The 19,638-nt window shown below is 39.5% G+C and carries 16 protein-coding genes; 1 reads left to right on the top strand and 15 read right to left on the bottom strand.

What is annotated here, in order from left to right:
• Positions 1–8 precede the first annotated feature (8 nt).
• Together rfbC and rfbA are read right to left on the bottom strand one after the other, a co-directional pair.
• Complete coding sequence (gene rfbC / locus ACESPO_RS08785) at positions 9–566, bottom strand: dTDP-4-dehydrorhamnose 3,5-epimerase (RefSeq protein WP_008976497.1); 558 nt, start codon at positions 564–566, stop codon at positions 9–11.
• 37 nt (positions 567–603) lie between these two features.
• On the bottom strand, positions 604–1,473 hold the full coding sequence (gene rfbA / locus ACESPO_RS08780; protein WP_008976498.1) for a glucose-1-phosphate thymidylyltransferase RfbA: 870 nt from the start codon (positions 1,471–1,473) through the stop codon (positions 604–606).
• Between the two features lie 265 nt (positions 1,474–1,738).
• On the opposite strand from rfbA, the gene ACESPO_RS08775 reads away from it, so the two are divergent.
• The gene (locus ACESPO_RS08775) at positions 1,739–2,965 is read left to right on the top strand and encodes a glycosyltransferase (RefSeq protein WP_120091323.1); all 1,227 of its coding nucleotides are present in this window, start codon (positions 1,739–1,741) and stop codon (positions 2,963–2,965) included.
• Between the two features lie 63 nt (positions 2,966–3,028).
• Here ACESPO_RS08775 and rfbB read toward each other — a convergent pair whose 3' ends face one another.
• The 13 genes from rfbB to cdaA form a co-directional block, all read right to left on the bottom strand.
• Positions 3,029–4,105, bottom strand: coding sequence for a dTDP-glucose 4,6-dehydratase (gene rfbB, locus ACESPO_RS08770; RefSeq protein WP_008976501.1), 1,077 nt, complete (start codon positions 4,103–4,105; stop codon positions 3,029–3,031).
• A 76-nt stretch (positions 4,106–4,181) separates the two neighbouring features.
• Positions 4,182–6,299 carry a DUF7657 domain-containing protein gene (locus tag ACESPO_RS08765; protein ID WP_336304681.1) on the bottom strand — a complete coding sequence of 706 codons (2,118 nt, stop codon included), beginning with the start codon at positions 6,297–6,299 and terminating at the stop codon, positions 4,182–4,184.
• Positions 6,289–6,636, bottom strand: a complete 348-nt coding sequence (locus tag ACESPO_RS08760) for a DUF2304 domain-containing protein (protein ID WP_120091329.1) — start codon at positions 6,634–6,636, stop codon at positions 6,289–6,291. Before ACESPO_RS08760 ends, ACESPO_RS08765 begins: the two co-directional genes overlap by 11 nt.
• A 10-nt stretch (positions 6,637–6,646) precedes the next feature.
• Positions 6,647–7,336, bottom strand: coding sequence for a glycosyltransferase family 2 protein (locus tag ACESPO_RS08755; protein ID WP_120091331.1), 690 nt, complete (start codon positions 7,334–7,336; stop codon positions 6,647–6,649).
• A 17-nt stretch (positions 7,337–7,353) separates the two neighbouring features.
• Positions 7,354–8,145, bottom strand: coding sequence for a glycosyltransferase family 2 protein (locus tag ACESPO_RS08750; RefSeq protein WP_117576757.1), 792 nt, complete (start codon positions 8,143–8,145; stop codon positions 7,354–7,356).
• On the bottom strand, positions 8,135–9,406 hold the full coding sequence (locus tag ACESPO_RS08745; RefSeq protein WP_120091333.1) for a lipopolysaccharide biosynthesis protein: 1,272 nt from the start codon (positions 9,404–9,406) through the stop codon (positions 8,135–8,137). The genes ACESPO_RS08750 and ACESPO_RS08745 overlap by 11 nt, the downstream gene beginning before the upstream one ends.
• A gap of 119 nt (positions 9,407–9,525) precedes the next feature.
• Positions 9,526–12,528, bottom strand: coding sequence for a glucosaminidase domain-containing protein (locus ACESPO_RS08740; protein WP_336304680.1), 3,003 nt, complete (start codon positions 12,526–12,528; stop codon positions 9,526–9,528).
• Positions 12,529–12,556: 28 nt separating this feature from the next.
• Positions 12,557–14,716, bottom strand: a complete 2,160-nt coding sequence (locus ACESPO_RS08735; RefSeq protein WP_336304679.1) for an N-acetylmuramoyl-L-alanine amidase — start codon at positions 14,714–14,716, stop codon at positions 12,557–12,559.
• A gap of 3 nt (positions 14,717–14,719) precedes the next feature.
• Positions 14,720–16,234 (bottom strand): LTA synthase family protein, encoded by a 1,515-nt coding sequence (locus ACESPO_RS08730; protein ID WP_117501179.1) that lies wholly within the window; start codon positions 16,232–16,234, stop codon positions 14,720–14,722.
• A gap of 36 nt (positions 16,235–16,270) precedes the next feature.
• A complete protein-coding gene (locus tag ACESPO_RS08725; protein ID WP_117576761.1) occupies positions 16,271–17,191 on the bottom strand; it encodes a nucleotidyltransferase family protein in 921 nt (306 codons plus the stop codon).
• 58 nt (positions 17,192–17,249) lie between these two features.
• A complete protein-coding gene (locus tag ACESPO_RS08720; RefSeq protein ID WP_009262977.1) occupies positions 17,250–17,513 on the bottom strand; it encodes an HPr family phosphocarrier protein in 264 nt (87 codons plus the stop codon).
• Positions 17,514–17,529: 16 nt separating this feature from the next.
• On the bottom strand, positions 17,530–18,774 hold the full coding sequence (locus tag ACESPO_RS08715) for a CdaR family protein (protein ID WP_499788688.1): 1,245 nt from the start codon (positions 18,772–18,774) through the stop codon (positions 17,530–17,532).
• Positions 18,752–19,633 carry a diadenylate cyclase CdaA gene (cdaA, locus tag ACESPO_RS08710; RefSeq protein ID WP_008976514.1) on the bottom strand — a complete coding sequence of 294 codons (882 nt, stop codon included), beginning with the start codon at positions 19,631–19,633 and terminating at the stop codon, positions 18,752–18,754. Before cdaA ends, ACESPO_RS08715 begins: the two co-directional genes overlap by 23 nt.
• Positions 19,634–19,638: the final 5 nt, after the last annotated feature.

Raw genomic sequence — 19,638 nt, 5'->3', positions numbered from 1 at the left:
TCCTCCAATTACTTGTCTTTCTTTAGCGTCTTGATCCCTGTCCATTTTTGATCCTTTTCAGAAATGGTCAGTTCCATTCCTTCCGGAATCGGCCACTGAATCCCGATATCCGGGTCATTCCATGCAAGTCCGCCCTCGTCATTTGGATGATAAAAATCAGTACATTTGTATGCAAACTCTGCTGTATCAGAAAGAACTAAAAATCCATGTGCAAAATCTTTCGGAATGAAAAACTGCTTCTTATTTTCAGCAGAAAGTAACACACCATACCACTGTCCGTATGTCTTGGATCCTTCTCTTAAGTCAACCGCGACATCAAATACTTCTCCGCTCACTACGCGCACAAGCTTATCTTGCGGAAAATTAATCTGAAAATGCAATCCTCTTAATACTCCCTTCTTAGAGCTTGACTGATTGTCCTGAACAAACTCCATATCGATTCCCGCTTCTTTATAATCATTGTAATTATATGTTTCCATAAAATATCCACGTTCATCTCCAAATACTGTAGGAGTAATCACTTTCAGTCCTTCAATTTCACATGTTTCTACTGTAATTTTTCCCATTGAAATTTCCTTCTTTCTTTTTATTTACAGACGAATCTTATAATCCTTCTGCCACTTCCATCAGATACTTTCCATATGCAGTCTTCAATAACGGCTGTGCAAGTTTGATCAACTGCTCTTTGTCAATGAATCCTCTCTTATATGCTATCTCTTCGATACACGAAATATACAATCCCTGACGTTTTTGGAATGCTGCTACAAAATCTGCCGCATCTAAAAGTGCATCATGATTTCCAGTATCCAACCACGCAAAACCGCGTCCCAAAGTTTCTACACGCAAATCTCCTCTCTGAAGATATGCATTGTTGACACTTGTAATCTCAATTTCCCCACGCGCAGACGGCTTTACATTCTTCGCAATTTCCACAACATCATTGTCATAGAAATATAATCCTGGTACTGCATAATTTGATTTTGGATGTTCCGGCTTTTCTTCAATCGAAAGCGCTTTTCCATTTTCATCAAATTCTACTACACCATACTCTCTCGGATCTCTTACATAATATCCAAAAATTGTTGCTCCGGACTCCCGTGAAGCCACCTCTCGTAAAATTTTCGAAAAACTCTGTCCATAGAAAATATTATCTCCTAAAATCAGAGCTACACTATCATTTCCAATAAATTCCTCTCCAATGATAAATGCATCTGCCAATCCTCTAGGACTTTCCTGAACCGCATAGGACATCTTCAATCCTAAATCCTCTCCTGTTCCAAGTAACTCCTCAAATACCGGAAGATCTCTCGGTGTAGAAATTACAAGAATCTCCCGAATTCCAGCCAGCATCAAAATGGATAACGGATAATAGATCATCGGCTTATCATAGACCGGCATGATCTGCTTTGACACTGCTTTTGTCAGTGGATATAATCTTGTCCCTGAACCACCTGCTAAAATAATACCTTTCATTTTAAGTACCTCCTACTTTTTATATACACATTTCTAACTTTTCGGTTTCCGACATGATGTAGTTTTTGGCAACTGCACATTAAGTCACGTTGTATTATAGCACTTCCTTCTGTCTTTTTCAATCTTTGAGATATTTTTCACATTTCTTTAAGATTCTGAAATTCTTCCAAGAATCCTCTTCTTCTCTTCTTCCCCGCCTATGCTCTCTTTACAAATTTGTCAGACCGTGATACGCTGACATCAATATGAAATTAGGAGGTTCTCTATGTTTTATCCAAAAATAAGTGTTTTAATGATAAACTACAATCATGCAGCCCATCTCTCACTAACAATTGAAAGTGTCTTATCGCAGACTTATCAAAACATCCAATTTATTATAGTTGATGATGGTTCTACTGATTGTTCCCAGACAATCATAAAAGATTATGCCAGTAGGGATCCCCGCATCGAATATTATTTTTTAGAAAAAAATCAACATATTTGTCACGCTACCAACTTTGGTTTTCAAAAAGTGACTGGTGAATATCTTGCGAGAATCGACAGCGACGATCTTTGGTATCCCAACAAACTGCAAAAGCAGCTAGACTTCATGCAAAAAACGCCAGATTGTAATATTTGCTTTTCATGGACGGATTTAATTGACGAACATGGAAATAGTATCAACGATTCTGAACGAGAGCTTTACAACTTATTCAACGGTAGCCATCCATCCTGTCAAGAACACTGGCTGGAATTTTTCTTCATTCACGGAAACTGCCTTTCTCATCCTTCCGTGCTTATGAAAACCGAAATCCAAAAAGAAATCGGAGACTTCAATCCGGCTTACCGACAAGCTCACGACTTTGATTACTGGATCCGCATTGCCCAAAAATATCCTATTTTTGTTATAGAGGAAAATCTGACTATCATGCGACGATTTTTATCCTCCTCCACTTTAAATACAAGTTCCACCACAGAATCTGATACAACCAGATACTTAAATGAATATTTACTGATCCGCAACCACTTTTTTGAAAATATGGATACCGAATTATTTGTACGCACTTTTCACTCTTATTTTCGTAATCCTCACGCAGCTACTCCGGAAGAACTTCTCTGCGAACAGGCCTTTTTACTTTGCGATTGCAAATATGGTGGAAAACAAAATCCAATTCTTGGAATCATGAAACTCGGAGAACTGTTAGCCTGTCCAAAAACTGCTGAAGTTCTTGAAGCTTCCTATCACTTTACTCCAATTTCCTACTATGCACTCAGTAACCAACACATTTTCTGTGACTCATTTGTTCAAACCGCTTTATTAAATGCGAAACATCACACAGATAAAATCCAATCATTGACAGAAGAGCTTCAACAATGCGAGAGTCATTTGAAAAAACTTCAGGAGCAGGTGACTTATTTATCCTCATCACTCAATACCATTACTAATTCTACTTCATGGAAAATTACTGCTCCTCTTCGTCACGCATTAAATAAACTCAGGAAAAATTTTTAATTTACTTAAAAACCGTACTTTTGTATACTATCATCTGCATACAAAAGTACGGTCTTTTAATTCTTATTTATACATTTCTTCATAATATTTCTGATAGTCACCGCTTGTGACATTTTTCATCCAGTCCTCATTTTCAAAGAACCACTTGATCGTAAGTTTGATTCCCTCTGCAAACATAGTATCCGGAACCCAGCCTACTTCCTTCTTAATTTTATCCGGAGCAATCGCATATCTTCTATCATGACCTTTTCTATCTGTCACATATGTGATCAAATTTTCACTGACAAGTTCTTTTCTCGGATCACCTTCCGGAAGCATCTCCTGAAGTGTATCAAGAATAATATGAATAATCTCGATATTCTGCTTCTCATTGTGTCCACCGATATTATATGTCTCGAATAATCTTCCTTTTTCCTGAACCATATCGATTCCCTTCGCATGATCCTCTACATATAACCAGTCTCTGACATTTTTTCCATCTCCATATACAGGAAGTGGTTTCCCTTGAAGGGCATTATTGATGATAAGTGGAATCAACTTTTCTGGAAACTGATAAGGTCCATAGTTATTGCTGCAATTCGTAATATTTGCAGGGAATTTATAAGTATCCATATAAGATTTCACAAGCATATCAGAAGATGCTTTACTTGCTGAATATGGGCTGTGTGGATCATAAGGAGTTGTCTCGTAGAAATATTCTCCTTCTTCTTCCAGTGATCCATATACCTCATCTGTAGATACATGAAGGAACTTTTTATCTTCTTTGAATGTTCCATCTTCTAACTCCCATGCAGCCTTTGCCGCATTGAGCATCACTAATGTTCCAAGTACATTTGTTTTTACAAACACATCTGGATTCTTAATACTTCTGTCAACATGACTCTCTGCCGCAAAATGTACAACGCGGTCAATATCATTCTCCTCAAAAATCTTATTGATTGCTTCTGCATCGCAAATATCTGCTTTTACAAATGTATAATTTTCTCTATCTTCTACATCTTTCAAATTTTCAAGATTTCCTGCATAAGTAAGCTTGTCAACATTAATGATCCGAATTTCATTGTCATACTTCTTAAACATGTAATGAATGTAATTTGAACCAATGAATCCTGCTCCACCTGTTACTAAATATGTTCTCATAGTTATCCTCCATCTTCAAACTTTCTTATAGTCATTATACTCACATAACATCCTATATTCAAGTTTTTTTCCTTATTTATCCTTGCGATTTATAAATCACTTCATAAATCCAGCATCCATCTTCACCATATATTTCTGAAAATTCTATCTTCTCATTACTTTCTACCGGGACTTGTGAAAAAACATATTTAACCTCTGTCTTTTCTATATCACTGTATGCCAATTTTATTCGAATTGCATCTGGGCTAACTTCTTGAAATCTTGTTACTCCCTCTACAAAGTCAATATCGATATGCGCATATCTATTGTAAATTCTCTGGTAATTGTGATTTACATCTAATTTTTCCCAAAGTTCCATATTAGGATAAAAATTCACAAAATTTATAGTTTTAGCTCCACACATAGTTATAAAAGAAGCGTTTCCTGTCCCGTCGAGAGCAATCCATTTAGCATCTGGATCTTTTTTCGTAATTTTTTCTATTTGCTGAGCTACTGGTTTTTCATAAATGGTATCCAAACCTTTTGAAATAGGTCTGATATAAATACCAGTAATAACCGATATTATAATCATTCCTATACAAAAAATTTTGCTTATAGTTCTCTTAAAATTAGATAATAGAACTATACCTCCCGCACTAATGATACACACCATTATCAGCAGTGACCACCCAGATAAATATTCTGGATAGCTTTGTTTTGAAAAGAATACTGCGCTACCAGCTACAGCTATAGCAATAATACTTGCTGTGCCTATTGAAAATTTTCTCTTTTTTGCATAACGAGACATTAGAATTACAATAAAATATATTTGTATATATCCTATAATATCAACTACTCTTTCTGGCATACTATAACTTAACAATGTAATATTAGCTATAGTTGCAGGCAATCCTACAGTTGTATATATAAGCATAGGAATACTAATCAGCAAAAGCCCTCCTACAAGCCAATCTTTCTTTTTTGATTTTATCCAACAATATCCTGCTACTAATGTGGGGATTGGGAAAAAACTAAAAAACACACCTGCTTCTGACGCATTTCCCACATCCTTATAAGCATAAAATAGTGACTGGACATAATAAAACACTTTATTAATACTAAATCCACCACTCTGTCTTCTATCTCCTGGGTATGCCGTTTGCATAATCGCTTGTATATATTCAATATTATCAAAAAAATAGGAAAAAATTAGTCCAATAGATACTAGAATACTTATTATTATGATTCCCCACTGTTTCCAATTTAACGCCTTTATTTCATCCCATTTTTCTCGAATCACCCATATAGCAATCACTAAAAACAAATATCCAAGTGGGACTTGCCATGCTGGATACAAGTTTACCACAAAATTACTAAACGCTAATGAAAATCCAATTGCAAATAAAATTTTCTTCCATACCACTTTAGATTCCAAAAGATAATATGTACATATGATACTAGCCTCTCCTGCTATGAATATGAATGGAAAGCTCCACCAAAGCCAAAAAGCTGAAGATACAACTAAAAATGCTCCCATCGTAGAAACCAGTGCATTCTTTCTCGAAATAATCATAAACAATTCAATCGTTACAAGGAATGCTAAAATAATAGGAAAATACCAATAAAAACTGAAGGCATATTCTAATGGCAATATAAGAAATACTAATTTCCATGGCGCCTGTGCAACTGTTCCTAATCTAGCACTAACCCCATATACACCGTTTACTGTTTTTGTTCCTCGTGCGATATCTGTATACTGACCGTATGGATTTTCTCCTTTCCCCGATGATAATACTGAAGGCGAATTCACTCTGTACTCATCTGATCGTATATATCTCTCCTCTCCAATAAATGGCTTCCCCAATTCTGTTTGAAAATTAGGTTGAATATAATTATAACAAGCCAATGAATCCCCATTATATTTGTTTATAACAAGAAATACTAAGACTATTCCTCCCAAAATCCATCTATATCGAAATATTTTTGTATACAGTGTATTTATATCAACTACGAAATGAAGCTCTATAAAAAAGATAATTGGACTTAGCACAATCGCTCGATTTAACATAATCTGTTTTCTCATATCTCTTAATGCGATTATGATAGAAGCACTTTCCCACATATGGCTTGTTATAAATGTAGAAATTGCCAACGACAGCAAAATCGCCACAAAAAAAGCTACAATTATTTTACTTCCTTTTTTTCTATTTTCCATCTATTTCACCTTTATTTTCCATTAGTGCAATTTCTTGTGCAAGTCTCTTTACTTTCACTGTAAGTTTTGATACAACAACAGTCAGAACAAATATAACCATTAAGGAAAAACAAAATCCAAAGAAGAATAGCATATTAATCGGTGTTCCTATTCCCATAATTTCAGACAATTCTGTAATTAAATCTGGAAAACAATCAAGAATAAGTATCCCTACACCAAGCACAAACCACGATAAGGCATATCTTAACTCTAATTGCTTATTTCTAATCATCATAACCACAATTCCCATTGCAATAGCAATGATAACCACTACAATCAACTGTATTTTGATATCCATTTTTCTCCTCCTATTTTCTAATCCTTTCAATCAAAATTGCAAGTGATACTTTTATCATATAATACACTGATTTTTTCATTGAGATAGAAGACACTCCCCCACTTCTTTCTCTCATAATTACAGGTAACTCTAACACTTTTTTCTTTCTTCTCAAAATAGCTACAACACTTTCAGGTTCCGGATAATCTTTTGGGTATTCTTCCGCAAAAAATTCTATTATCTCTCTGTTTACCATCCGCAACCCCGACGTTGGGTCTGTTATCTTTGCTCCTGTAAGTAACTTTATTAACATTGTAAAATATTTAATTCCTACACGCCTTGCCCCTGATGACTGAAACCCTTCTTTATTAATAAATCGAGAGCCAATTACCATATCTGCATGTTCAGCTTCTATAAACTCTGCCATTTTACTTAAAAACTTTGGATCATGCTGCCCATCTCCATCTACTTGGACAGCAATATCATATCCATTTCTTGCGGCATATAAGTACCCTGTCTGAACCGCACCCCCAATTCCCAAATTCACAGGTAAATGCACAACATTAAACTTTTCTGTCTCACAAATTTCTTTTGTCCTATCAGTAGAGCAATCATTGATTACAATATAGTCAAACTCCGGTGCATTTTTTATAATATCTTCGACTGTCTTCTTTATACTTTCCTGCTCATTATAAGCTGGAATAATAATTAATTTTTTCATATGTTCTCCCATCCACATTACGACAACTCATTTGACTTTTCACTTTCCGCATACCACCTTGCCAATATTTTGGCAATCGGCTTTGGCCAAAATTTGCAGAACATCGTATAGTCTTCTTTATTTCTCGCATTGTTCCCTAAGATTTTTGATGTTTCGGATTCTTCATGAATTCTATGTCCTACCAATATTTCTTTGTCATATATAAATTCACCTTTGAATCTGGATATGTATTCCCATGCCTCCCAGTCTTCATCCGAAGCAAATCCCGGCTTGAATACTGTTTCCGGCAGATTTTTCTTCGCAAAAGCAACCGATGGACAGCAGATTGGAGAACCTAACGACAAGATTCTTCTTCTCACAAATCTACTTTTTCTAAACACTTTCACTTTTAAGGGCAGAAGCATGAGGCGTTTTATTCGGAGCAGTCTGTTATCCGTCACTTTTTCTCCATTACGCATTTCTGCATAGTCTGTAAAGAAAATCAATGGCTTTGAAGATTTTTCAAATTCTCTCACTACATGTTCCGCATATTTTTCAAAATACACATCGTCCTGATGAGTAATTGTCACAAATTCTGTCTGCGCCTTTTTATAAGCAAAATTCCAGTCCTGAACAATTCCAGCTTCTCCGGTATTCACATATACAGGAATTCCATATTTCTCCGCTGTTCTGTCAATATAACTGTTAGGAGTTGATGTTATAATAAATATTTCACTCTCAATCGACTGGTTCTTTAAAGACTTGATACATTCTTCCAAAAAACTACTTTCTTTATATGCACAAATAGCAAATGTATGTTTATTTTCCATTTTCCTTTTTCCCTCTCCATATATTATAGATCATAAATAGCACAAAGATTGTCAATAAAACGGTTACCGCTATCAGATAACTCACACTTGCTCCTCTGATTGCATACTTTCTGACTAACCAATCCGAAATGACAAATGCTGCCACCGCTTCCATTCCATAACCAATCAACGCATATTTTTGTTTTCTCATAATAGTCAAAATATAATACATAAAAAATGCCAATGCATTAATCCCACCTGCAAGAAGCAGAATCAACAGATCAATTTTATATGCTCCCAAATTGATGCCATATAAAATAGACAATACCGGAATTCCTAGCAAATAAGCACCTATCTCACAGACTACCGTAACTGCAACAATAATTGCACACACTTTAACAATCATGAGAAAAAACTGTCTTTTTCTCTTCTGTTCATAGTCTTCTGCCATAACGGAAAGCAACGGTTTAAAAACAAATGTGCTAAATAGATTAATGATCATTACCGGCATAAAGATTGCCGCATAATACAACTGATACCTTGCATCCAGCACTTTATCCACGGACATTCTTGAAGCACTGTATACATAAGTGTTCAAAAAACTGCTGAGAAATAGAGGAAGACATTCTATCAAGACAGTCCCTACTTCTTTTTTCCTAAATGTCAGCTTCCCTTTTTCAAAAACTCTAAGTGCTTTTTCATTTACAACAAAAATCATCAATAAAGAATATACAATCATGGCAATAACCGCCACGGTCAGATTTTGTGTAAGTAAAATCCCTGCAGTCAGAATCAAAATTCCTCCGGCAACTCTCCAGAACAACAATTTCCCTGCAACGTCAATCCGACCATACCTCTGAAGTTCTCCTTCGTACAGATCTGAATATCCATCCAAAATTTTATAAATGCAAAGCAGAAAGATAAAGAAAGCCTTCTCCACTGTTCCTCCACGGAGCATTATATAACCGCCTCCTGCCAGCACCGCCAGTATACAACAGAAAACTTTTGCATAAAAATATTCAGCGTACGAGTGCCTTCTTGCAACATCGGTTACCTGAAATGTTCTGAGTTCAAAATATGCAATTGTTCCAATCCATTGTCCGATTGTAAGTGCAAAAGAAAACAGCCCTCCTGCTTTCTCTCCTGACAGATGTGCCACAATCACAGTAAAAAGCATAGTAGCTGCGGCCAACATTCCCGTTCCAATCGTATTCCACAAAAAATTACTTTTTGTAGTTGTCTCATCTGAGATAAATATCTTTTGAATGATTGTTTTCTTCATTTTTTCTCCATTTTTTTAATCTTTTCTACACTAACAAGTTATTATACCATTGTTTTCATTGATTCTCAATAAAGAATCACAACAAAAAATGACGGATATTCACCGCCATTTTTTTGCTTTTATTTCTTTTTAAAGGCAGTTCCACCGCTTGATGGTCCCTGCTCTCCTTTTTTGACCAGTTTGATCTCTATAGCTTCTATATTTTTTGCATACCCTTCTGATCCTGCTGACTCGCCATTTTTCGCCCAGCCAAGCCATCCAAAATCTCTACAATGCGTTCTGTAATAAATGTCATATTTTTCTGACAACGCTCCTGTCAGGCGAATATTCACCGCTTCCATCGGAAGTGCCCTTCCGGTTGTACCGGTCTGCGCTCCATTTTTCACCCAACCTTGCCATCCAATATCCTGCACATGTGCACGGTACTCTATATTTCCTCCTGCTGTTGCATTTACAAGGGAAATATGCATTGCTTCAATCGCTTTTGCCTGTCCGGTCGTGCCACTCAACTCGCCATTTTTTACCCAGTTCTGCCAGCCGATGTCTTGTACATGTGATTGATATTGTATTTCCATCCCTTTCTCTTGAAAAGCATTCGCCGTCTTCCCTGGTGCAGCACTTCCTTTTGGCATAATAATAATCTGAAGAGATTCCACATGGTATGCATACCCTGCGCTTCCTGATGCTGCTCCATTTTTCGCCCAATCGAGCCAGCCAAGATTTTGCACATGTGTTCTGTAGTAAATATCATAATTAGCCGCTGCCGATCCGGTCAATTGAATCTTAAGAGCTTCCACTGAGAGTGCTCTTCCCGTTGTTCCTGCCGTCTGGCCGTCTTTTACGTAATCCTGCCATCCAATATCTCTTACATGAGCACTGTACTTTATTCCTAAATTGCCCGCATTTTTCACTGCAATCTGAAGAGCCTCTACCGGAAGATTTTTACCTACCGTTCCTGCAAGTGTTCCATTTCCGACATACTCCTGCCACCCAATTTCAGATACATGTGCACGGTACTGAAGATCTACGGATTTCACTTGAAACGGAGTATCTGTTTTCCCTGGTGCACTACTCCATTTTGGAAGCACTGCGATTTGAATCGCTTCTATATGATAAGCATATCCTTGACTTCCTGCAGCGGTACCATTATCCGCCCAATCAAGCCATCCAAAATTTTGTACATGAACCCGGTAGTAAATATCATAATCTGCCGCTTTTTCTCCTGTAAGTTCAATTTTAATAGCTTCGATCGGCTTCGCCTGTCCCGTTATTCCTCCAACACTTCCGTCACTCACATATTCAAGCCATCCCAAATCTCTCGTATGTGTACTGTATTTCACACCTAGCCCTGCCACACCGCTTGTCTGAATTTTAATCGCTTCCATCGGAAGATTTCTTCCGTTTGTTCCTGCCATCACACCATTTGATACCGCATCCTGCCAACCGATATCTTGTACATGAGCTGAGTAACTGATCACATTTTTCAGAGCCTCCGGCACTGACACGGGATCCACTGATGTTCCTCCATTGTTGCCTCCAGAATTTCCATTACCAGAATTACTGTTTCCTGAATCCCCGTTTCCGATAGAAACTTTTGTAATATAATCGCTGCTTACATAAGCATACATGTTTGTAAAGTCATACCGACCACTTCCGGAATGAATTCCGCTTCTGCTCCCATTTAATACTGGATCTGACTGAATTTTATAAAAGCCGGATGTTGGATTTTGTTCGAGTAGAATAAACGCATGGCTGGACTGTGTGCCGGTGGAATATACTTTTGTTGCAGAAGCGCTTCTCTCCTGTCTCACATTCAGATCTGTATGCTGATTACTGAGCGTATCTTTGACTCCAATTGTATATTTCCCCGCATCTCTGTTACCATTTGCCTTATCTAAACTCCAGGCTACATTTGCAGCTTTCTCACCCCAGTACGGATCGGAGGCATATTTTACATTCACTCCGCTCGCTTTGTTTCCTAGAAATCCTCCAAAATAACGCCAATCCTGTGGATTCATATATCCTTTTGAAAGAAATGTCTCTGTGAATTCATTGACACACTGTGTCGGACTGGCAAAATAATTTGCGCTCTGTCCTGGCGAAGTATCAATCGCATTCAGACCGAATAAGTTATTTTTATTCTGTGCAATCCAGCTGGATCCCCATGCACTTTCATTGGCTGCTACTCCAACAGCAATCAATGCATTGATTCCATATGTATTCTGCGCATTGATAAACGAATTTCCCAGATCTCTCATTTTTGAACTTGCAGTTACCCTCGCATTAATCATCGCATTCAGATCACTTCCATAATTCGTTGTGCTTCGAAACGGAAGATATTGATAATAATTGTAATATGGCGCACTTGCATTTACCGATCTGCTTCGGTTTCCATTTTTATAATCCTCCAACATCTGTTGAAATGCTGATTCTGGATAAAAGTAATGTCCATCATAGCTGTAATACTTTGTGCCCTCTGACAAATAAGACGGAGCCGCCCCATTATCGAGTACACTCGCATAGGAACTTTTATTTACATTTATCGTAATATAATGAATCAGTCTTCCTCCTGTGACAGCATAATAACTTACAGATTGTGCTGCTGCTGCACTGACAACCTGAACTTTATTGGCATCTACAAGGCCAATAACCCCAGACAGCATAAATCTTACTTTCCCGCCGCTTGTCCCAAGGTAAGCGGCATCCGCTCCATACGATCCATGTGTATATCCTGAAGTGTTTGTCCCCTCTTCTACATATTCTGTCACACCACCGCTTCCTGTATTGAAGTTGACAATCTGTCCTCCCCCAATCCTTGCCTTTTCTGCAGCGTAACTATCTACTGTTCCATCTTCGATTACAACTTCTGTAACATTTCCATCAAGATCCATACTCGTAATAGTTTGATTACTTTCCGGATTTTCTCCCTGAAACTCGACTGTCTCCTGCTCTTCAACAGATTCTGCCTGTTCTTCCTTTTCTTCCTGAACAACCTCTTGACTTTCCTGTTCCTGATTAGATGGTTCCTGCACCTCTTGTGCATATGCCGACATAGGAATACTCGTCAGACTCATCCCCACAGCCAACAAAAATGCCGCAACTTTTCTTTTTGTTTTTTTCATATTACCTCCTATCTAATGGATTTTACTTTTATCGCTCTTTAAAAGCTGTACCTGATGTAGACGGACCCGCCTGTCCTTTTGGAATCAATTGGATTTCTACTGCCTCTATAGATTTTGCATACCCTGCACTCCCTGACTTTCCACCATTTTTTGTCCACGCAAGCCATCCAAAATCTCTACAATGCGTCCTGTAATAAATATCATACTTCGCAGCCGCATTGCCAGCCAGTTTCATCTCCAATGCTTCCATCGGAAGTGCTCTTCCGGTTGTTCCTGACATCTTTCCATTTGTCACATTACTCTGCCAACCAATCTCAGAGACATGTGCACGATACTGAATGCCCGATATTCCACTTAAATTCACTTTGAGCGCTTCTATCGGAAGTGCTCTTCCAACTGTTCCCGCAGTTACTCCGCTTCCCACTGCATTCTGCCAGCCAATCTCAGAAACATGTGCCTGATAAGAAAGTGTCACCGCTGGCTGTTCCTGTGTTTTGTCTAAAAACGGCCTATTTGTTGCTCCCGGCGCGGCGCTTCCTGCCGGTACAATCCGAACCTCAACCGCTTCTAACTGATAAGCATATCCCTGTGTTCCCGCTGCCTGTCCGTCTTTTGCCCAGTCAAGCCATCCTATGTTGGAGGCATGTCCTCGGTAATATATATTATACTTTGTTGCGTTGCTTCCGGTCAATTTAATTTTCAATGCTTCTATCTGTAAATTTCTTCCTGTTGTTCCCGCTGTCTCACCATCACGGACGGTTCCCTGCCATCCAATGTCACGAACATGGGCACTATACTCAATCCCCACGCCTTCCATTCCGGCAATGCTCATCTGAAGCGCTTCTAAGCCAAGTGCTCTTCCAGTTGTTCCACAGAGTTCTCCATCTCCCACAGTACTCTGCCACCCAAGTTCTTGTACATGTGCTTTCAGATTCAGCCCCTTCTTTGATTCGTTCCCTTTCACCAGCCCATATTTCTGAGCAATTCCTGTCGCATCTGCAATCCCTAACTGTCTCAAGAAGTTTTCATCCTGAAGTTTTGCCGCATCATATCCATGATCGAGGAACGCATGCTCTACAATAATTCCTGTCAGTCCAAGTTCTTTTGCCAGCACATTTGTCGTAAAATAATCCGCCTTACTTCCATCCGGATACTGCCCGGACGGTCCCGCCAGTGTACTGTCCTTGATCTTGGCTCCCCGGTTTGGAAGTCCCAGCGCAGAGAGCTGCTCTAAAATTTTATTTGACACACTGAGTCCTTCTTCCGACAAGTCCGGACGGTAGTTTTTATTTGGATAGTAAATCTCTGCTCCGGTTCCTCCACCACTGTTAAAGTGAAGGTCTACATAAAGATCTGCTCCGGCATTTTTTGCATCTTTTACTCTCTGGTTCAGACAATAGCTTGATGTTGAATTATAAGGACAGCTTTCGCTTTCTCTGATCATTACAACTCTGACCCCACGATACTGTGACAATTCCTGCTGGCAGTATCTTGCCACTTTCAATGTCAGCACTTCTTCCCGCAATCCATTTGCAGATGCTCCCGGATGGTTTGCATCATGACCTGCACCGATTGCAACAACTACTTCTCTTCGCTCTCCACTTCTGGCACTTAGGACAGCTGCCTCAGTAACTCCCGCCTCATCCAGCGTTTCTGAAATTGCGGCCTCCGCTGTCTCTGCTCCTGCCTGCACCATCTGCTTTCCCTCATTCATCGAATAAGTTTCCACCTGAGCGCCCGACTCCGGAACGAACAGTGCCTCATCCTGCACTACTTGAAAAGAAGCTGTGATTCCTTTTTCTGTAAATAAAATCGTCTGTTCCGCACCTGATCCATCAAGATATGCAATTCCTGTGATCTGATAGGTCCCGATTGCTTCCATCCCCTCCTTCTGAAAGAGAACGGTGTTATTTAAAATCTGTGCAGCTTCCACAATACCCTCAGTTCCGGATGCCGTTTGATAGAATAATCTGGCACCCCCAATCACCATTTCTTCCTTTTGAAAACCGACAACGATATTTTGTACTCCTGATGTGCCCACAACATCTTCGTCCAGATATACATACGCAATTTCTTCCGGTCCTGCCGCCTTTACGGACATTCCAAAAATAAGTGTTGCCGCGATGATACACAGCAGACCGAGCATTCTCTCAATTGATTTTCTCCCTATTATTACTACACTCCTCATGAATTATTCTTCTCCCTCCACTTTGATATCACTGACAAAATTATCAAAGAATTTTGATTCTTTCACCAGTTCTTCATCGATTGTTTCTATTCCGTACTGCTCTGCCAGCGTCGGTTCTGCTGAAAACAGATTCGTACCGAGTCCCAGACGTTCTCCCTGAATCGTCACACCCATACTTGCAAGTGTAGACGGAAACATGTCCATCGTCGTGAACTGTCTGTTCTTTGTCTGTACTGGCATAACTGCCGGATTGATAAACGCATTATACACCGTTCTTTCATATGACGGATCAATATTCAAACAAAAATCACTGTCCATTGTCAAGTGATCCCCTGACAGAACGATCGTTGTATTCGGATAAAAGCTCTGCTGTTGGATCCATGTAAGAAATTCCTGAAGCTGATGGCTCGCACACAAGTATACATTTGCATATTGATTCTCAGTCACAGGCTGACATTTTTCACAATAATATCCATCTTCAAAATGTGTATCAACAGTCAGCATTGTAAAGTTAAACGGCTGCCCTGTCATCGAAATCTCTGTCAGCTTTTCCTTCGCGATATCAAACAGTTTTTGGTCTTCATATCCCCACCACACACGGTAATCCGGCGGAATTTTCCCATTTGCATTCGCCCATCCGTAATCCAGCATCTCATAATTTCCATGCTGCTCAAAATAATTTTTTCTTCCGCCAAACTCCGCATCGGAACCAATCAGAAGTGACTGTCGGTATCCCTGCTCTGCCAGGATATCTCCAATACTTGTAACTGCCGGCATAAATAAATCCTGATTAGACATCGCATTTCCATCAATCGGAATCTTCAACGGAAGTCCTGAAGTCTGTGCAAACATTCCTCCCATCGTCCACGTAGAACCAAATGCCGGATAGGCACCTCCTGCCAGCAAATCTGAATTGGAAAAACTAATATTATTTCTTGCAACCTCCGTCAGTTCCGGGATCACATTTTGATCAAAGGCTCCTCCATCTTCTTTTCCCATAAAGGTCGCCTCTGTAGATTCCAGGAAAATATAGATCAGATTCCTCTTCTGCTCCGGGAAAATGAGTTCTGTATTTTTCACATCTACATAGTGATCCTGGATAAATGTCGAATCTTTCCCCTGTGTTTCCAGATATGTTCCAATATCCAGATTCACCCAGAGATAATTTGCCGCACTCACCGATAAGACAACTGCCCCAACGATTCCTGCCGTGCAAACTACAGCATATTTTTTTCTCCTTTTTCTGAAAGCAATAAAAATTGCCAGTTCTAATAACATTACCAAGATTGCAGCCGGAAGACACTGATTGATAAAATCAAATATCATATCCGTATTTGTTCCCTCCATCGGTACCTTCAGATGAAAAATAATCTCATCAAATGTAATCAGCCCCCACGTATCCATCACCCATCTGGATGCATTGAACAATACAATTCCCAAACCACTCAAAACAATTACAAGGATTGACAATAAAATTGCCAATCCTTTCCAAACAGTATTTTTTATTTTTGTATGCATGTATTTTCTGCCTTCTACTTTCTTTCTATCTAGTACTTACCCGAATAATTTTTCCGGATATACCCCATTTGCCACAAGGCTCCTGATCGCTTCTACAACTGCCTCTTTATCTTCTTTGTAAGTAACCCCAAACCACTTATCATGTGATTTCAGCACTTTTACTTCCACCTTCTGCTCTTTTAACAGTTCACCAATGATCGTTGGAAGAAGATATTCTGCTTTCAGATCCGACTCTGGTATTTGAGAAAGGAACTCCTCAAAGCCTTCTTCTAAAATATGGAAAAATTCTGGAGTCAGTCCCCACATGTTCATTGACACCGGAGACTCGATATCAATCGGCTGCATTCCTTCCTCTGTACGCACTGCCGCCCCTTCCGGTACCATTTCAATCTGATGTGTCTCCACAATATCTGTCAGCATTCCCTGTTCGTCTACTTTGCAGATTCCTCTTGTCACACCGCCATTTTCGCTTAATGTGTTCTTCAGAACAAATCCCACCATACACAGCTTTTGCTTTTCTGATTGTTCCTTCTCTGCTGTCAGATATCCGAAAGCTTCTGCATATGCTTCTTTTCCATAATAATCATCTGCATTTATCACAAGAAACGGTTCTTTTACAACATCCTTACAGCAAAGAATTGCCTGTCCGGTTCCCCACGGCTTTGTTCGCTCTGCAAATCGTTCGCGATACTGTTCTGGGATATCTTCTCGCTCCTGATAAGCATACGCTACATTTACCACTTTTTCAATTCGATTTCCAATGACTTCTTTAAAATCTTTCTCTAGATCCTTTCTAATCACAAATACGACTTTATCAAAACCTGCCTCCATCGCATCCGCAATCGAATAGTCCATGATAATCTCACCATTTGGTCCGACTGGCTCCAACTGCTTGATTCCGCCACCGAATCTACTTCCAATACCCGCCGCCATAATTACCAATGTCGCTCTGTTCATTTTTCTTCTCCTTTTCTTTTGCAAAAATAGTCGAGCATTTATCTCGACTATTTTTATCTTATTCTCCTAAACCACTTTCGATCATCTCTATAATCTCTCGGGCTGCTGCTTCTTCATCTTCACCTTCAAATATAAATTCTACCTCATCTCCAGATTTCACACAAGCCCCTAAAATACTCAGAACACTCTTTGCATTCCCAGTAGAATTTTTCGCCTGAAATGTGATCTTGCATTCAAATTGCATTGCCGTCTTACACAGAAGTCCGGCGGGACTCAAGTGAAGCCCGGTTGGATTCTTGATTGTCACTACCTGCCTGATCATCTCTGCCTCCTGTTTTTTACTTTTTCTTTTCGACTGTAATATTGATCTTCTCACCCTTATACTGGCAGTCTCCATATCCTTCCACGACTGGAACTACTTGATATTTTCCCGGCGTATTATAATCTTTCATATCAATATAGACATTGATCTTGCTTGCATCAAGTTTCTTCAAATTCTCTTCGGAACCTGTAAATGCCAATTCAATCTGTTCAGAATCAAAGCTGACTTTCAGTCCCTCTTCCAGTTCTCTCGGAATGATCGAAGATACCGGTATATGGATTCTTCTGCTTCCACCTTCGCTGACAGAAATCGTCACTGCAATATTTTTCTGACTCTCATCTACCAGTTTTGTATTTTCCGGAAGATATGGCGTCACATCGATTCCAACTTCCGTACGACTGCTGATCTCTGTATTTTCCAATGCCTCTGCCGGTATTGTGATCTTATCGATTTCCTTTAACACATCCGGTCTTCCTGCAATCTGTACCTCAGCCGGTTCGATCAAAGCTTCCTCTACCACATATCCCTCTGCAACGGCATCATTATATAGTACATCCAGCTTTACGTTTTTCGTATCAAGCAATTCCACATCAACAGATACTCCTTTTTCTCCAAGGTTCGTTTCAAACTGGAACTGATCAATGACTCCTCCGCCGGCATCATAAAGAATCAATTCTGCCGGAACTTCTCCATCGTTTGACATCCCCGACACGTCTGCTTTTGCCACAACTTTGTTAATCTGATTGATAGCGCTGACACCACCTTGGATTGTAATATAAGCCGGATTCGGCGTGACTGGTCCGAGCACATATCCATCTCTCACAGTGCCTCTCGTCTCTGCGACAATAGGAAATCTCTTGGACAGATAATTCTCAATTTCTACTTCCAGATTTCTCGGATTGGTATAGGCCTCCTCATACTCATCCTCATATCCGCTGATACTTACCTCTACTGGAATCAAAGCCCTGTTTTCCAGATTTTGCATATCTGCATATGCGGTTATCTTTTCTGGATGTTCCTTCAGATCACTCAAAATAGATTTTTTTGCCTTAACCGTGACTTCCACAGACTGCTCTCCGACAACCGAATACGTCTTCCCTTTGGATGTGATAATATCATCATTCCGTATTCCAACAGAAATTCCCTTAAAAGTCCGTGTATCAATCGGATCTTCGACATTCATAACAACAAGCCACAAAACTATTGTGAAGAACACTGCGATGAATTTCAGCCCCAAATTATTTGTCAGTCTTTCTTTCATCTTTTCGCCTTCCTTTCCATGGAATCAGACGTTTCCGCTCTACCGTACGATCCTGCACATCAAGCAATCTCTCTGTGAGCCGTTCCGGGCGTACATTACGCTCCAGACGTCCTCCCATCGCAATGGAAACTGCCCCGGTTTCTTCTGATACTGCAATGATCAGCGCATCGCTCACTTCGCTCATTCCCACTGCCGCACGGTGTCTTGTTCCAAGATCCTTGCTTAACTTCATATTGTCTGAAAGAGGAAGATAACAGGTTGCTGAGACGATTCTGTCTCCTCTGATAATGATCGCACCATCATGGAGCGGTGTATTGTGTTCAAAAATATTGATCAGCACCTGACTGGAAACAAGACAATCCAAACGGATCCCTGTGCTTTCATACTCCGTCAGTTTGATCGCTCTCTCTACAACGATCAACGCTCCTGTCTTAACTTTTCCCATCTCAAAGCATGCTCTGACAATACCATCAATAGTCTCTGTGCTAAATCTGACAGACTCTTTCTTCTTATCCAAAGGCACAACCGAAGACAAAATATTTTTCTCTCCGAGTTTTTCAAGTGCCCTTCGAAGCTCTGGCTGAAAGACAACAACTGCCGCCATCGCCAGCACATCGATTGCATGGCTCGCCAAGAACAAAATGGTATTCATCTCAAAAATTGCAGCGACAAGAATGAATGCACAAAGTACAAGCATTCCCTTCAACAGCATCCATGCTTTTGTATTTTTTATCCACACCATAATCTCATAGACCAATACCGAAATAATGATGATCTCAATAATATCGACAACTTTAATCTCTGGTATATACCATGCGGAAATATATTTTTCAAGGAATCTCTCAAACTGTGCCCCCATCTTAT

It is taken from the genome of Coprococcus sp. HPP0074, from assembly GCF_964238105.1.
GTDB classification, from domain to species: Bacteria; Bacillota; Clostridia; order Lachnospirales; family Lachnospiraceae; genus Faecalimonas; species Faecalimonas umbilicata.
This window is presented reverse-complemented; position numbering and strand designations above follow the sequence as displayed.

Excerpts from the sequence above, each read along its gene's own strand:
- rfbC (WP_008976497.1), bottom strand. The coding sequence starts at position 566 with ATGGGAAAAATTACAGTAGAAACATGTGAAATTGAAGGACTGAAAGTG.
- rfbA (WP_008976498.1), bottom strand. The coding sequence starts at position 1,473 with ATGAAAGGTATTATTTTAGCAGGTGGTTCAGGGACAAGATTATATCCA.
- ACESPO_RS08775 (WP_120091323.1), top strand. The coding sequence starts at position 1,739 with ATGTTTTATCCAAAAATAAGTGTTTTAATGATAAACTACAATCATGCA.
- rfbB (WP_008976501.1), bottom strand. The coding sequence starts at position 4,105 with ATGAGAACATATTTAGTAACAGGTGGAGCAGGATTCATTGGTTCAAAT.
- ACESPO_RS08765 (WP_336304681.1), bottom strand. The coding sequence starts at position 6,299 with ATGGAAAATAGAAAAAAAGGAAGTAAAATAATTGTAGCTTTTTTTGTG.
- ACESPO_RS08760 (WP_120091329.1), bottom strand. The coding sequence starts at position 6,636 with ATGGATATCAAAATACAGTTGATTGTAGTGGTTATCATTGCTATTGCA.
- ACESPO_RS08755 (WP_120091331.1), bottom strand. The coding sequence starts at position 7,336 with ATGAAAAAATTAATTATTATTCCAGCTTATAATGAGCAGGAAAGTATA.
- ACESPO_RS08750 (WP_117576757.1), bottom strand. The coding sequence starts at position 8,145 with ATGGAAAATAAACATACATTTGCTATTTGTGCATATAAAGAAAGTAGT.
- ACESPO_RS08745 (WP_120091333.1), bottom strand. The coding sequence starts at position 9,406 with ATGAAGAAAACAATCATTCAAAAGATATTTATCTCAGATGAGACAACT.
- ACESPO_RS08740 (WP_336304680.1), bottom strand. The coding sequence starts at position 12,528 with ATGAAAAAAACAAAAAGAAAAGTTGCGGCATTTTTGTTGGCTGTGGGG.
- ACESPO_RS08735 (WP_336304679.1), bottom strand. The coding sequence starts at position 14,716 with ATGAGGAGTGTAGTAATAATAGGGAGAAAATCAATTGAGAGAATGCTC.
- ACESPO_RS08730 (WP_117501179.1), bottom strand. The coding sequence starts at position 16,234 with ATGCATACAAAAATAAAAAATACTGTTTGGAAAGGATTGGCAATTTTA.
- ACESPO_RS08725 (WP_117576761.1), bottom strand. The coding sequence starts at position 17,191 with ATGAACAGAGCGACATTGGTAATTATGGCGGCGGGTATTGGAAGTAGA.
- ACESPO_RS08720 (WP_009262977.1), bottom strand. The coding sequence starts at position 17,513 with ATGATCAGGCAGGTAGTGACAATCAAGAATCCAACCGGGCTTCACTTG.
- ACESPO_RS08715 (WP_499788688.1), bottom strand. The coding sequence starts at position 18,774 with ATGAAAGAAAGACTGACAAATAATTTGGGGCTGAAATTCATCGCAGTG.
- cdaA (WP_008976514.1), bottom strand. The coding sequence starts at position 19,633 with ATGGGGGCACAGTTTGAGAGATTCCTTGAAAAATATATTTCCGCATGG.